14 protein-coding genes are annotated in these 14,125 nt (G+C 70.0%); 5 read left to right on the top strand and 9 right to left on the bottom strand.

Features of this window, described 5'->3' with window-relative positions; genetic code table 11:
• Nucleotides 1–133 precede the first annotated feature (133 nt).
• Both OG440_RS18130 and OG440_RS18125 read right to left on the bottom strand, forming a co-directional pair.
• Entirely contained in the window at nucleotides 134–1,390 is a 1,257-nt protein-coding gene (locus OG440_RS18130) for a nitrate/nitrite transporter (protein ID WP_406011385.1), read from the bottom strand.
• A gap of 62 nt (nucleotides 1,391–1,452) precedes the next feature.
• Nucleotides 1,453–2,124, bottom strand: coding sequence for a GntR family transcriptional regulator (locus OG440_RS18125; RefSeq protein WP_406007867.1), 672 nt, complete (start codon nucleotides 2,122–2,124; stop codon nucleotides 1,453–1,455).
• A 338-nt stretch (nucleotides 2,125–2,462) separates the two neighbouring features.
• Between OG440_RS18125 and OG440_RS18120 the strand changes: the two genes are divergently transcribed.
• Entirely contained in the window at nucleotides 2,463–3,365 is a 903-nt protein-coding gene (locus tag OG440_RS18120; protein ID WP_406007866.1) for a D-alanyl-D-alanine carboxypeptidase family protein, read from the top strand.
• A 94-nt stretch (nucleotides 3,366–3,459) separates the two neighbouring features.
• Here OG440_RS18120 and OG440_RS18115 read toward each other — a convergent pair whose 3' ends face one another.
• Nucleotides 3,460–4,284 carry a maleylpyruvate isomerase family mycothiol-dependent enzyme gene (locus tag OG440_RS18115; RefSeq protein ID WP_406007865.1) on the bottom strand — a complete coding sequence of 275 codons (825 nt, stop codon included), beginning with the start codon at nucleotides 4,282–4,284 and terminating at the stop codon, nucleotides 3,460–3,462.
• A 229-nt stretch (nucleotides 4,285–4,513) separates the two neighbouring features.
• Here OG440_RS18115 and OG440_RS18110 point away from each other — a divergent pair, with 229 nt between their 5' ends.
• Nucleotides 4,514–5,341, top strand: coding sequence for a carbon-nitrogen family hydrolase (locus OG440_RS18110; RefSeq protein ID WP_406007864.1), 828 nt, complete (start codon nucleotides 4,514–4,516; stop codon nucleotides 5,339–5,341).
• Nucleotides 5,342–5,393: 52 nt separating this feature from the next.
• Here the strand turns inward: OG440_RS18110 and OG440_RS18105 are convergent, their stop codons facing one another.
• Nucleotides 5,394–5,888: an LURP-one-related/scramblase family protein gene (locus tag OG440_RS18105; RefSeq protein WP_406007863.1), complete on the bottom strand. Its 495-nt coding sequence runs from the start codon at nucleotides 5,886–5,888 to the stop codon at nucleotides 5,394–5,396.
• Nucleotides 5,885–6,895 (bottom strand): GlxA family transcriptional regulator, encoded by a 1,011-nt coding sequence (locus tag OG440_RS18100; RefSeq protein ID WP_406007862.1) that lies wholly within the window; start codon nucleotides 6,893–6,895, stop codon nucleotides 5,885–5,887. Before OG440_RS18100 ends, OG440_RS18105 begins: the two co-directional genes overlap by 4 nt.
• A 52-nt stretch (nucleotides 6,896–6,947) precedes the next feature.
• On the opposite strand from OG440_RS18100, the gene OG440_RS18095 reads away from it, so the two are divergent.
• Nucleotides 6,948–7,340, top strand: coding sequence for a cupin domain-containing protein (locus tag OG440_RS18095; RefSeq protein WP_406007861.1), 393 nt, complete (start codon nucleotides 6,948–6,950; stop codon nucleotides 7,338–7,340).
• A gap of 142 nt (nucleotides 7,341–7,482) precedes the next feature.
• Here OG440_RS18095 and OG440_RS18090 read toward each other — a convergent pair whose 3' ends face one another.
• From OG440_RS18090 to OG440_RS18080, 3 genes are all read right to left on the bottom strand, one after another.
• A complete protein-coding gene (locus OG440_RS18090) occupies nucleotides 7,483–7,731 on the bottom strand; it encodes a DUF6458 family protein (RefSeq protein ID WP_314221685.1) in 249 nt (82 codons plus the stop codon).
• A gap of 93 nt (nucleotides 7,732–7,824) precedes the next feature.
• Nucleotides 7,825–9,162 carry a M18 family aminopeptidase gene (locus OG440_RS18085; RefSeq protein WP_406007860.1) on the bottom strand — a complete coding sequence of 446 codons (1,338 nt, stop codon included), beginning with the start codon at nucleotides 9,160–9,162 and terminating at the stop codon, nucleotides 7,825–7,827.
• A 120-nt stretch (nucleotides 9,163–9,282) separates the two neighbouring features.
• On the bottom strand, nucleotides 9,283–11,124 hold the full coding sequence (locus tag OG440_RS18080) for an acyl-CoA dehydrogenase (protein WP_406007859.1): 1,842 nt from the start codon (nucleotides 11,122–11,124) through the stop codon (nucleotides 9,283–9,285).
• A gap of 209 nt (nucleotides 11,125–11,333) precedes the next feature.
• Between OG440_RS18080 and OG440_RS18075 the strand changes: the two genes are divergently transcribed.
• Nucleotides 11,334–11,816, top strand: a complete 483-nt coding sequence (locus OG440_RS18075; RefSeq protein WP_028806966.1) for an SseB family protein — start codon at nucleotides 11,334–11,336, stop codon at nucleotides 11,814–11,816.
• A gap of 253 nt (nucleotides 11,817–12,069) precedes the next feature.
• Nucleotides 12,070–13,041 (top strand): pirin family protein, encoded by a 972-nt coding sequence (locus OG440_RS18070; RefSeq protein ID WP_406007858.1) that lies wholly within the window; start codon nucleotides 12,070–12,072, stop codon nucleotides 13,039–13,041.
• Between the two features lie 100 nt (nucleotides 13,042–13,141).
• Here the strand turns inward: OG440_RS18070 and OG440_RS18065 are convergent, their stop codons facing one another.
• Nucleotides 13,142–14,047 carry a Bro-N domain-containing protein gene (locus OG440_RS18065; protein WP_406007857.1) on the bottom strand — a complete coding sequence of 302 codons (906 nt, stop codon included), beginning with the start codon at nucleotides 14,045–14,047 and terminating at the stop codon, nucleotides 13,142–13,144.
• Nucleotides 14,048–14,125: the final 78 nt, after the last annotated feature.

Here is a 14,125-nt window from a genome sequence, read left to right as displayed (position 1 = left end):
GGGTTTCGCCGTCGGGAGGAAGCCCCGGACAGCGCGTACGCGGCGCCGGCGACCACACGGGCCACGCCGCCTGGACCGCCTACGCCCTCCGTGCCGCCCACGCCGTCCATGGCATTTACGGCATCCGTGGCGGCTATGCCGTCTGCGCCGGCACGTGCACCGTCTCCACCCGGCTCGCGACCAGCCGCTCCCGCTCGCGTCGGGCCGCCCGGCCGCGCAGCCGCAGGATCTGGCTGACGCCGACGGCCTGGAGGACGAAGACGCAGGAGAACGCGATCGTGTAGTCGTCGCCGGTCGCGTCCAGCAGCACGCCGACCGCGAAGAGCGTCGTCATCGACGCCACGAAACCGCCCATGTTGGTGATGCCGGAGGCCGTTCCCTGACGCTCGGGCGGGTTGGCCGGGCGGGCGAAGTCGAAGCCGAGCATGGAGGCGGGGCCGCACGCGCCCAGGACCGCGCAGAGCGTCACGAGCAGCCACATCGGGGCCCGGTCGCCGGGGTAGGCGAGCGTGGCCGCCCACATCAGGGCGGTCGCGCCGACCGTGCTCAGGGCCAGCGGCAGCCGGGCTTCGTGGTGGCGGGCGACGACCTGGCCGTAGACCAGGCCCACGACCATGTTGCTCAGCACCACCAGGGTCAGGAGTTCGCCGGCCGTCGCCCGCGACAGGCCCTGTGCCTGCACCAGGAACGGCAGGCCCCACAGGAGCAGGAACACCATCGCGGGGAACTGCGTGGTGAAGTGCACCCACAGGCCGAGGCGGGTGCCCGGCTCGCGCCAGGACGCGGCGATCTGACGGCGGACGTACGCCGCGCCCTGATGCGGGAACGGCGTGGGCTCGTGGCCCTCGGGGTGGTCCTTCAGGAAGAGCAGCAGGAGGACGAGGACGACCACGCCCGCCAGGGAGCTGCCCGCGAAGGCCGCCGTCCAGCCGATGCCGTGCAGGAGGCGGGCCAGGACGAGGGTGGAGACCAGGTTGCCCGCCATCCCCGCCAGCCCCGCCAGCTGCGCGACCATCGGTCCGCGGCGTGCCGGGAACCACCTGCTGCCGAGCCGCAGGACGCTGATGAACGTCATCGCGTCCCCGCAGCCGAGCAGCGCGCGTGAGGCCAGGGCCGTGCCGTAGGACGGGGAGAAGGCGAAACCGAGCTGGCCGGCGGTGAACAGCACGACGCCGATGGTCAGCACCTTCTTCGTGCCGAGCCGGTCGACGAGCAGGCCCACCGGTATCTGCATGCTCGCGTAGACCAGCAGCTGGAGGATCGAGAAGGTGGACAGGGCCGAGGCGTTCACGTGGAAGCGTTCGGCGGCGTCGAGGCCGGCCACTCCCAGGGAGGTGCGGAAGATGACCGCGACGAAGTAGACCGACACGCCGATGCCCCAGACGGCCATCGCGCGCCGTCCGCCCGGCGGATCACCCGCAAGGGTGGAGTTCACCCGGCGCGGGCCGGCGCTCATCGGACCTCCCCGCGGGCCAGGTGCGAGAACCAGCCGACGTGCCGGTGCACGATCTCGACGGCGGCCTCGGCGTCACCGGAACGCAGCGCGCGCAGGATCTCCTCGTGCTCGCCCAGCGTCTTGGCTATCCGGTCGGGGTGGGAGTGCATCACGGCGACGCCCATCCGCAGCTGACGGTCGCGGAGCTGGTCGTACAGCCTCGACAGGATGTCGTTGCCGCCGCTGCGGACGATCTCCGCGTGGAAACAGCGGTCCGTCACGGCGGCCGCGGCCAGGTCGCCCGCCGCGGCCTGCGCCTTCTGCTGGGCGAGCAGCTCCTCCAGCCGCTCGATCAGCGCGGCCGACGCGGGGACCGCCTTGCGTGCCGCGTGCTCCTCCACCAGCAGCCGGGTCTCCACCACGTCCGCGATCTCCTGTGCGGAGACCGGCAGGACCAGGGCGCCCTTCTTCGGGTAGAGCTTGATCAGCCCCTCCACCTCCAGCCGCAGCAGCGCTTCGCGCACCGGAGTGCGGGAGACACCCACGGCCTCGGCGAGCTCGCCCTCGGTGAGGAGGGTGCCGCCCTGGTAACGACGGTCGAGGACACCCTGTTTGACGTGGGCGTACACCCGGTCGGCGGCGGGCGGTTGCTTCACGGGGACGGGGGCGGGCGGGGCTGAGGACGGCATGCCCACAGGATAGATACAACACGTACGCAACGGGTGGCCGGTCCAGAATGCGGACCCGTGGCGGACCTGCGGCTGTCCCGTGGCCGACCCCGTGGCGGACCGCCGGCGGAGGCGGGAAGAGGTGCGGGAGGCGGGACGGGTGCAGGGCCTGGGCGGCGGGGTGGACGGCGGAGTGGGCGGGGTCCGGGTAAGAGCCGGGTCAAGTAATCGGAAATTCGGCCCAGCAGGCGCACAACTTTCTGTGCTACTTACGTGTCACACACATGCGGCCCTCTTCTTTCTTCCCCCTTCAACTTGGCCGCATCGCAGGGGCATTCGACGTAATCGGGGTATTTCAGTTGATAACCGCCACCAAGGGCATCCGAGTCCGCAGGGCCGCGTCCGTCGCCGTAACCGTCGGCGCAGTGCTCGCGACCGGAGCCCTCACCGCGGCACCCGCACAAGCCGTCACGACGCCCACGATCGCCGCCAAGGCCGGCTACGTGATGAACAACGCGAACAGCGCCGCGCTCTACAGCAAGGCCGGGACGACGAAGCTGTCCACCGGCTCCACCACGAAGATCATGACCGCCAAGGTCGTGCTGGCCCAGGCGAACCTCAACCTGGACGCCAAGGTCACCATCCAGAAGGCCTACAGCGACTACATAGTGGCCAAGGGCGCCTCGTCCGCGCGCCTGATCGTCGGCGACAAGGTCACGGTCCGTCAGCTGCTCTACGGGCTGATGCTGCCGTCGGGCTGCGACGCCGCGTACGCGCTGGCCGACAAGTTCGGCACGGGCACCACCCGCGCCGCTCGCGTGAAGTCGTTCATCGGCAAGATGAACACCAAGGCGAAGCAGCTCGGCATGACGAGCACGCACTTCGACTCGTTCGACGGCATCGGCAACGGGTCGAACTACTCGACCGCCAAGGACCTGACGAAGCTCGCCAGCAACGCGCTGAAGAGCGCCAACTTCCGTGCGATCGTCAAGACCAAGTCGTACACCGCCAAGACCGTCACCAAGACCGGCTCCACCCGCACCATGGCGGCCTGGACCAACACCAACACGCTGCTGAGCAGCTACAGCGGCGCCATCGGCGTGAAGACGGGCTCCGGCCCGGAGGCGAAGTACTGCCTCGTCTTCGCCGCCACCCGTAACGGCAAGACCGTCGTGGGTACGGTGCTGGCCTCGACCAACGCGACGGTGCGCGCCGCCGACGCGACGAAGCTGCTGAACTACGGCTTCGCCAAGCTGGGCTGACACCCGCTCGACCGGTGACGCTCTCGGAAAGGGCCCGTCGTGATCTCACGACGGGCCCTTTCTGCCGCGTTCTGCCGAGGGGGGCTGCCGCCGGCTACCGGGTGACCGCGAAGTTCCGCAGGATCGCGGCCGTCAGCTCCGGCTCGCCCTCCGCCTTCACCCGGTCGGCCGCCGCCTCCGCCGTCACCCGCCCGCAGGCCAGCCGTACGAACGTCTCCCAGTCGAGGGTGAACGCGGCGGCCGGGCCGAGCGCCGGAGCCGTCTCCAGGGTGCCGCGGCCCTGGATGTCGACGCGGATGGTGCGCAGGAACTCGATCGGCCCGTGCACGTCGATGACGACCGCGGAGCTGCGCGGGGCGTCGGCCTTCTCGGCGACGACCGCCGGGAGTTCGGCGAGGAGCACGTCGCGGGCGATGTGCGCGCCGGGCGAGTCGAGGTTGCCGGGGCGGCCGAGGGCGGCGCGCAGGTCCTGCTCGTGCGCCCACACGTTGAAAGCGTGCTTGCGCATGGACTCCTCGAGCGTGAGCTCGGTGCCGAGCGGGCCGCGCACCATCGTGGTGGGCTGGCGCGACTCGTTGCGCAGCTGGCGGTTGCGGCGGATGACCGTGTACTCCAGCTCGGACGTCATCTCGGGCGCCGTGTGGTGGCGGCGGACGTCGACCTGCATCTCCATGTAGCGCTGGATGTCGTTGGTGACGTGGTACAGGTCGCGCGGGAGGGTGTGGATGGGGCGCGGGTCGCCGTACATCTCACAGTCCAGCCCGATGACGTGCGACACGATGTCGCGCACCGACCAGCCGGGGCACGGCGTCCGGCGGTTCCAGTCCGCCTCCACCAGCGGCAGCACCAGCTCGGATATCGCTTCGATGGAGTGGGTCCAGGCGTCGGCGTAGGGCTGGAGGGTGGGATGCAGACTCACGGAAACGGGACCCCTCGGCGGTCGGTACTCGGGCGGGTTGTGGCGGCGTTGCCAGCGGGAGGTGGCGGTGTCGGCAGTGTCGGCGGGTGTCTCGGACCCCCCCCGGTTCTCGGCTGCGCTCGAGACTGGAGGGACCCCCAAGTTACGCTGCTGTGAGGCACCCCGGCAGTGCTTTCGTGTGACGATCGTAGGCCCGTGTGAACGACTCGAATGCCAGGACGGTGGTAGTGTGCGCGCCTCGCTGATCCAGATCGCTGTAGAAGAGGGCGAATCGGTCGAAGCGCGACGGGTGCGGGTCGCCGCGCTGGTGCGGGAACAGGCAGGTCGGGCCGACCTCGTGGTGCTGCCCGAGCTGTGGACCACCGGAGCGTTCGCCTACGAGGAGTTCGGCGGCGCGGCCGAGCCCCTGGAAGGGCCGACGTACGAGGCCATGGCCAAGGCGGCGAGCGACGCGGGCGTGTGGCTGCACGCGGGTTCGATCCCGGAGCGGGCTCCGTCGGGCGACGGTTCCGCCGGGGGCGAGGGCGCCCTCTACAACACGTCTGTCGTCTTCTCCCCCTCCGGTGAGCCGGCCGCCGTCTACCGCAAGATCCACCGCTTCGGCTTCGACAAGGGTGAAGCCGTGCTGATGGGCGCGGGCGACGAACTGGTGACGGTCCGCCTCCCCGGGACGACCGTCGGTGTCGCCACCTGCTACGACCTCCGTTTCCCCGAACTCTTCCGCGGTCTCGTCGACGCCGGCGCCGAGACCCTGGTGATCCCCGCGGGCTGGCCGGAGCGCCGCCGGGCGCACTGGACGCTGCTGGCCCGGGCGCGGGCGGTCGAGAACCAGGCGTTCGTGCTCGCGTGTGGAACGGCCGGGACGCATGCCGGAGTTCCGCAGGCGGGTCACTCGATCGTGGTGGACCCGTGGGGCGAGGTGCTCGCGGAGGCCGGTTCCGGCGAGGAGATCCTGACGGTCGAGTTCGACCCGTCCAGGGTCGCCACGACCCGGGAGCAGTTCCCGGCCCTGAAGGACCGGGTGCTCGGCCTGCCCACGCCCGCACGTCGGCCCTGACGCCCGCCGCTCCCCGCCGCGCGTCCCGCCGCACGGGCCGGTCGAGCCGGTCCTAGTCCTCGCGCTCCTTGTCGGCGAGGTGGATCACGCACACCGCCACCGCGATCAGCAGCGCCGGGTCCGCGTCCTCCCGTACGACGTCGACGCCGTACGTCTCGCGCACGTGCAGCCACCGCCGCGAGACGACGGCCAGCAGCTCGCCGTCGTACTCGACCGCGAACTCCCGGTCGAGGATCTTGCCGCTGACGTCGAGTTCGGTGCGGCCGTCCGCCAGGGCCACCCGGTAGTGGTTGCGCAGCAGCGACAGCCGCTTGCGGCGGATCGTGGCCAGCGGCTCGCCGTCCCGTTCGATCACCATCGTGTCGCGCAGGGCGAACATCTTCTGGTGGATGTCGATCAGGACCCGCCCACGGGCGTCCTTCAGCTCGAAGGTGTCCCGCAGCCGCATGGCCTTGCCGTCGACGAGGTAGACCTTGTTGCCGTGGTCGTCCTCGATCCAGTAGTCGTCACCGATGCCGAGGAGCCGGTCGCGCACGAGGAATCTCATGCGGTTACGGCTTCCCCGGCGGCCGGCCCGAAACGCCGCCGGTAGGCCGATGGGCTGAGTCCGGTCCCGGACCTCACCCGCGCGCGCAGGTTCGCGGCGCTGCCCAGCCCGCTTCTGGCCGCCACCACGTCGAGCCGCATCTCACCCCGCTCGATCAGCCGGCAGGCGAGGGCCACCCGCTCTCCCGTCAGCCATGCCAGCGGGGTCGTCCCGAGCTGCGCCCGGAACCGCCGGTGCAGGGTCGCCGGGCTCACCGCCGCCCGCGCCGCCAGCTCCGCCACCGTCAGTGGGTCCCCCAGCCGCGCCCGCGCCCACGCGAGCAGCGGCGCCAGCGACTCGTCGGGCACGTCCGGCACCGGGCGTTCCACGAACTGGCGCTGGCCGCCGTCGCGGTGCGCGGCGAACACCAGCCGGCGGGAGACGGCGTTGGTGATCTCCGCGCCGTGGTCGCGCCGTACGACGTAGAGCCCGAGGTCGAGCGCGGCGGCGCTGCCCGCGGCGGTGAGGATGCCGCCCTCGTCGACGAAGAGGACGTCGGACTCCAGCCGCACCTTCGGGTGCAGCGCGCGGAACGTCTCGGCCCACATCCAGTGGGTGGTGGCCCGGCGCCCGTCGAGCAGGCCGGCCTCGGCGAGCGCGAAGGTGCCGGTGCAGAAACTCATGATCCGCGCCCCGCGCGCGTGGGTGCGCCGGATGGCGTCGAGGACGTCGGGGCCGCGCGGGACGACGTTGTCGGGCCGGCCCGGCACCACGAGGGTGTCCGCCGAGTCCACCGCCTCCAGACCACGCCCGCCGGTCAGGGTGAAGAACCCGTGGTTCATCCGCACCTCGCGCGCGGGCGTGCACAGCACGACCTCGTACAGCGGTCGGTCCAGGCCGAGTTCCGGCCGGGGCAGCCCGAACAGTTCGGTGGCGACACCCACCTCGAAGGGGTTGGTTCCCTCGTCCACGATCACGGCGACCCGGTGCGGCGCGCTCACGGCCGGTTGAGAGGAATCTTGCGGCATGTGCGATTCCTAGCACTCGCGGGGCCGCCGACGCATCCCGCACGCTGGGCGCATGAGCACCGAACCCGTCTCCCTGGCCGCCGCCCTCGCCTCCTTCACCCAGCGCTGGAGCCCGCGCATCGTCACCGCCGTCAACGACTACGACGTCCGCGTCGCGAAGGTCGAGGGCGAGCATGTGTGGCACGCGCACGAGCACACCGACGAGTTCTTCCTCGTGCTGGACGGTGAGCTGCACATCGCGTTGCGGGAAGCGGGCGGCGAACGCACTGTCGTCCTGCCCAAGGGGTCGGTGTACACCGTCCCGCGCGGTACGGAGCACAAGCCGTTCGCGCCGGTTCCCACGGAGATCCTCGTCTTCGAGCCGACCGGCACCCTCACGGTGGGCGACCGCCACGACGACGTGCCGGACCACGTGGACGCCACCACAGGGCACGCGCTGACCTAGTCACTGACGGCCGGCGGCCGGTGGCCCGCCCGCCCTGTCGACCGGCGGGGCCGGGGTGGGTGTTCCGGTCCGCCTCACCGAGGGCGGGGCGGACCGGCTGCCGTAGGTCCCGGCCGGACGGGACGCCTGACCCGGGTCACGCTCAGACGCCGTAGCCGCCGTTGTAGCCGTCACGCTGGTGACGTTCCGTCTCGACCACCGTGGTCGAGGCCGGAGGCACCATCACGCGGCGGCGCCGGGCGATGCTGCTGAAGGTCGTCACGCCGATCAGACCGACGATCATCAGGATGACGCCGACCAGATCGAGGTTGACGCCCTGCATGTCCCAGTCGGTCGCGAACGTGAGGATGGCTCCCACGGCGATGAGGATGATGCATCCGCCGAGGCCCATGATGTTGCCTCCTGTCCGGTGTACCGGCCGCTCCGGTTCACCACCGGATCCGGGTACCCCGCGGGCCGACTCCCATGCGCGGCGCCGGACTTGCTACCCCTCCAGGAACGCCACCAGCGCGTTGGCCAGCAGGTACGGGTCGGCGTCGCCGCACAACTCCCGCGCGCTGTGCATCGACAGGATGGCCACGCCGATGTCGACCGTGCGGATTCCGTGCCGGGCGGCGGTGATCGGGCCGATGGTCGTGCCGCAGGGCATGGAGTTGTTGGAGACGAAGTTCTGGAACGGCACGCCGGCCTTCTCGCAGGCGGCGGCGAAGATCGCCCGGCCGGAACCGTCCGTCGCGTAGCGGTTGTTGACGTTGACCTTGAGGATCGGCCCGCCGTTGACCCGCGGGTGATGCGTGGGATCGTGCCGCTCCGCGTAGTTGGGGTGGACGGCGTGACCGGTGTCGGAGGACAGACAGACGGTGCCCGCGAAGGCTCTCGCCCGGTCCTCGTACGACCCTCCGCGCGCGAACACGGAACGCTCCAGCACGCTGCCCAGCAGCGGCCCGTCCGCGCCGGTGTCCGACTGCGAGCCGTTCTCCTCGTGGTCGAAGGCGGCTAGCACCGGGATGTACGGCGGACTCTCGCCGCCGGTCGCCACGGCCGTCAGCGCCGCCGTACCGGCGTGCACGGAGAGCAGGTTGTCCATCCGGGGGCCGGCCATCAGCTCCTCGTCGCGGCCCAGGTAGGCGGGCGGCTCCACGGAGTGCGCCATCAGGTCCCAGCCGGTGACCTGGCCCGCGGTCAGGCCGGCCTCCTGTTCCAGGAAGGCGATCAGGTCGCCGTCGCGCACGTCGTTCGCCAGGCCCCAGACGGGCTGGAGGTGGCGCTGCTTGTCGAGTTTGAGGCCGTCGGTGTTGACCGCCCGGTCCAGGTGGATGGCGAGCTGGGGGACCCGCAGCAGCGGGCGGCCCACGTCGACCAGGCGCGTCGAGCCGTCCCGCAGGGTCAGCCGGCCCGCCAGACCCAGGTCGCGGTCGAGCCAGGAGTTGAGCAGCGGACCGCCGTAGATCTCCACCGCCACCTGGCGCCAGCCGTGCGCGCCGGTGTCGGGCAGCGGCTTGACGCGCAGGTTGGGGGAGTCGGTGTGTGCGCCGATGATCCGGAACGGTGTGTGCGGCGCGGCGCCCTCGGGCACGTACCACGCCACGATCGCGCCGCCGCGCAGCACATACCTGCCACCGGTCCCCGCCGCGGAGACCGAGGTCCCGGCGGCCCCCGAGGTCTCCGCGTCCCAGGCGTCCGTCTCCGAGACCTGCCGGAATCCGGCCTTCTCCAGGCGCTCGGCCGCGTTCGCCACGGCGTGGTACGGCGTTGGGCTCGCCGTCAGGAACGTCATGAGGTCGTCGGTGTGGCCGCGGTCGAAGCGGGAGGGTGCGCTCATGGGGTTCACCTTAACGACGTACGAGAGCCCGCTCCCGGCGATGGGGAGCGGGCCCTCGTGAGGACAATGTGGAGTGCTGCGCGGTTGTGCGGATGCGTCCTGGAACGCGGCCTCTGAGTGTTAGAAGGCGGCCTCGTCCAGCTCCATCAGGTCGAGCTCGACACCCGCGGCGATCTTGCGGGCCAGGGTGACGCCCGGCAGGACGTCGGCCGCGAAGAACTTCGCCGCGGCGATCTTGCCGGTGTAGAACGCCACGTCCTTCGCCGAGAGGGCCTTGGTGGCGGCCGACTCCAGCTTCTCGGCGGCGATCGCGGCACCCTTGAGCAGCAGGTAGCCGACGATGACGTCACCGGAGGCGAGCAGCAGGCGGGTGGTGTTCAGGCCCACCTTGTAGATGTTCTTGACGTCCTGCTCGGTGGCCGCGAGGTCGGTCAGCATCAGGCCGACGATGGCCTCCAGCTCGACGGCGGCCTTGGCCAGGTGCTCGCGGGCGCCGGCCAGCTCCTCGCCGCCGGTGCCCAGCGCCAGGAACTTCTTGATGTCCTCGGCGAGGGAGTTCAGCGCGGCGCCCTGGTTGCGGACGATCTTCCGGAAGAAGAAGTCCTGGCCCTGGATCGCCGTGGTGCCCTCGTACAGGGTGTCGATCTTGGCGTCGCGGATGTACTGCTCGATCGGGTACTCCTGGAGGAACCCGGAGCCGCCGAAGGTCTGGAGCGACTGGGCGAGCTGCTCGTAGCCCTTCTCGGAGCCGTAGCCCTTGACGATCGGCAGGAGCAGGTCGTTGAGCGCGTGCTCCGACTTCGCGTCCTCGCCGTTCGCCTCCTTCACGGCGATCGCGTCCTGGACGGAGGCCGTGTAGAGGACGAGGGCGCGCATGCCCTCCGCGTACGCCTTCTGCGTGATCAGCGAGCGGCGCACGTCGGGGTGGTGGGTGATGGTGACCTTCGGCGCGGCCTTGTCCATGAAGTTCGCCAGGTCGGGACCCTGGACGCGCTCCTTGGCGTACTCCAGGGCGTTGAGGTAGCCGGTGGAGAGCGTGGAGATCGCCTTCGTGCCGACCATCATGCGGGCGAACTCGATGATGCGGAACATCTGGCGGATGCCGTCGTGCTTGTCGCCGATCAGCCAGCCCTTGGCCGGGTGGCGGTCGCCGAACGTCATCTCGCAGGTGTTGGAGGCCTTCAGGCCCATCTTGTGCTCGACGTTGGTGGCGTAGACGCCGTTGCGCTCGCCCAGTTCACCGGTCTCGAAGTCGAAGAGCGTCTTCGGGACCATGAAGAGGGACAGGCCCTTGGTGCCGGGTCCGGCGCCCTCGGGGCGGGCCAGCACGTAGTGGAGGATGTTCTCCGACATGTCGTGCTCGCCGGACGTGATGAAGCGCTTCACGCCCTCGATGTGCCAGGAGCCGTCCTCCTGCTGGACCGCCTTGGTGCGGCCGGCGCCCACGTCCGAGCCGGCGTCCGGCTCGGTGAGGACCATCGTGGAGCCCCACTGCCGGTCGACGGCGATCTGGGCGATCTTCTTCTGGACGTCGTTGCCCTCGTCGAAGAGGATGCCGGCGAAGGCCGGGCCGGAGGAGTACATCCACACGGCCGGGTTCGCGCCGAGGATCAGCTCCGCGTACGCCCAGATCAGCGACGGAGGGGCGGTGGTCCCGCCGATCTCCTCGGGCAGTCCCAGACGCCAGTACTCGGAGTCCATGAAGGCCTGGTAGCTCTTCTTGAAGGACGCGGGCACCGGCGCGGTGTTGGTCTCGGGGTCGAAGACCGGCGGGTTGCGGTCGGCGTCGGTGAAGGACTCCGCCAGCTCGTTCTCCGCGAGGCGGGTCAGCTCCTCGAGGATGCTCTTCGCGGTCTCGGTGTCCATCTCCCCGAACGGGCCGGTGCCGTACAGCTTGTCGCGCCCGAGTACCTCGAAGAGGTTGAACTCGATGTCGCGGAGATTCGACTTGTAGTGCCCCATGGCGACGGCTCCGTAAAAAGAGAGATCGGCGAGGGACTGGGATCCTCGCACTAGTTTACGTACCAACAAGTAGCTACCGATGATGCTACCCGTCGGTAATAAGCCGCAACCCCGAACCGGCCATCTGTGACGCGGAACGCGTCCCGTGCGCCCCGGAAGGGGCCCCCGTACCGCCCCGTCGGCCGGGCGCGCTCGGTACGCTTGCGCCCATGTACGGATACGGCCAGCCCATGGACGGCGGTGCTGCGCAGCAGCAGTACGCCCCGCCGCAGCAGCAGATGCCCGGCGGCCACGGCGGGTACGGTCAGCAGCCGCCGCTCTACCCGGAGCCGTCCCCGCCGTCCCTCGCGGACGCGGTGCGGGCCTTCACCACCGGGCAGCTCGCCGCGGAGGACTTCCAGCAGGTCTTCGCGACCTCCAAGGTCTACTGCCCGCGCGGCGACAACCCCGGTTTCCTCGCCCTGCACAACACCCAGCAGCCGGTGATCCCGATGTTCACCTCGCTCAAGGAGCTGCGCCGGTACGCGGGCAAGGAGTCCAAGTACTTCGTGATCACCGGCTCCGAGATGATCGACCTGCTGCCCACCGGGTACGGCTTCGTCCTCGACATGGAGGGTGAGCACCGGATGGTGTTCGACGCGAAGGCGGTCGAGCAGATGGTCGAGTTCGCGATGCGCCGGATGTACGGCTGAGGGGTTCTTTCCCTCGCCCTCCCTTCTTCTCCCCCTTCTCCCTTCCGATCCCCGGCCGGCCCTCGGGCGTCCGGGGATCGGCTCTGTCGGTTCACAGCCATGCCATAGGGTTCCCCCGCGCCACAGCCGCCGCGCCACCGCCCTCGCTCGGTCCCTCTCCACGGGAATGTCCTGCGGACTTCCCGCGTTACGGGTGGCAGAAAGTTCAACGCTCAACTAAACTGGGACGCACGTCGCCCAAGGAGGTACGGACATGCCCGCAGTGACCGTCGAGAACCCGCTGACCCTGCCGCGCGTCACCGCATCGGCCGACGCGGTCGCGCGTCCCGTGCTCACCGTCACGACCGCGCCCAGCGGTTTCGAGGGCGAGGGCTTCCCGGTGCGCCGTGCGTTCGCCGGGATCAACTACCGCCACCTCGACCCGTTCATCATGATGGACCAGATGGGCGAGGTGGAATACGCGCCGGGCGAGCCGAAGGGCACCCCCTGGCACCCGCACCGCGGCTTCGAGACCGTCACCTACATCATCGACGGGATCTTCGACCACCAGGACAGCCAGGGCGGCGGCGGCACCATCACCAACGGTGACACCCAGTGGATGACGGCCGGTTCGGGCCTGCTCCACATCGAGGCGCCGCCGGAGTCGCTGGTCATGTCCGGCGGTCTCTTCCACGGTCTCCAGCTGTGGGTGAACCTGCCGGCCAAGGACAAGATGATGGCGCCGCGGTACCAGGACATCCGAGGCGGCCACGTACAGCTCCTGACCAGCCCGGACGGCGGCTCGCTCCTGCGGGTCATCGCGGGCGAGCTGGACGGCCACGCCGGACCCGGCATCACCCACACCCCCATCACGATGGTCCACGCGACCCTCGCCCCGGGCGCGGAACTCACTCTTCCGTGGCGTGAGGACTTCAACGGTCTCGCGTACGTCATGGCGGGGCGCGGTTCGGTCGGTGCCGAGCGCCGGCCGATCCACCTGGGCCAGACGGCGGTCTTCGGCGCGGGCTCCTCGCTGACGGTCCGCGCGGACGAGAAGCAGGACTCCCACACGCCCGACCTGGAGGTCGTGCTGCTGGGCGGACAGCCGATCCGTGAGCCGATGGCGCACTACGGCCCGTTCGTGATGAACACCAAGGACGAGCTCCAGCAGGCCTTCGACGACTTCCAGAAGGGCCGGCTGGGCACGATTCCGGCGGTGCACGGGATGACGGCCGAGGGCATCTAGCCCTCCGGCCGGCCGAAAACCGGTTACGGTGTGACAAGGCCCGAAGCCGCAACTTTGGTTTGCGACTTCGGGCCTTTCTCAGTCCGGTTCCGTTACGGCGTTACGTGAGTACGCAGATCGGGCTTCCGTCCGGTGCGTGACCCGCGTGCCGCACACACCCCTGCTCGAACAGCAGCTCCAAGCAGTCGTGTACGCGCTTGTGCGACAGGCCCGTACGGGCGCTGATCTCCTCCACGCGATACGTGGCCCCGCCGTGCAGCAGCGCTGGGACCAGGTAGGCGGCCACCGTGTGCACGTCCTCGGTGATGGCGAGGTTGTCCGCCCTCCACTTGGCGAGCAGTTGCCGCGGCGTCAGCTCCGGAGCCGGTGAGGGCCGGGAGCGGTCGTCGGGGCGGTTGAGGGCGGCCGCGATGTCCAGCAGGCTGTGGTTGATCTGCCGCAGCAGGTCGTTCCGCTCGCCGGCGAAGGCGGCCAGGTTCTCGTCCATCTGCATGTTGCGCTCTTCGAGGCGCACGAGGGCGTCGACGACCTGCTCGGGCATGACGTACGCGTTGCCGCCTGCCGGGACGGGGCGGACGGGGGCCGGTTCCAGGGTGTAGGAGCCGTCGCGCTGGAGGGCGGCGATGACTCCGGCGACCCAGGTTTTGAAGGGCTGGGCCTCCGGTTTGGTGCAGTGGTTGACCATGAGGATCAGGCCCTGAAGGTTGATGAGTTTCATGTCTCGGCGCCACTCTCGACCTGCGGGAATGTCGAGAGTGTGCTTCAGGAGCACACTCTCGACACTGTCGACGTTGGCTGTGTCGGCAATGTTGCGCAGAGTGGAACCGACGTGCGTGTAGCCCAGGTTCTTGCACACGTCGACCGCGGGGAACCAGTGCGTCCCGTCCGGCGTGGTGAGCCGGCGCACCCGCGCGCCGGTCGCCGCGTAGACGAAGTCACTGATCTCGATCGCGTCCTGCCGTGCCGCCGTCTGGTCCGGCGGCGGTGTGTTGTTCTGCTCGTACATCGAGCATCACCTCCGTCTCGGACGGTAGGCATATGCCACGACAACAAGCTGATACAGCAAGGTTGTTCACCCTTTAGA

The sequence above is a fragment of the Streptomyces sp. NBC_00637 genome, from assembly GCF_045161545.1.
Classification (GTDB): domain Bacteria; phylum Actinomycetota; class Actinomycetes; order Streptomycetales; family Streptomycetaceae; genus Streptomyces.
The sequence above is the reverse complement of the archived record's forward strand: the minus strand, read 5'-3'. Positions and strand labels throughout refer to the sequence as shown.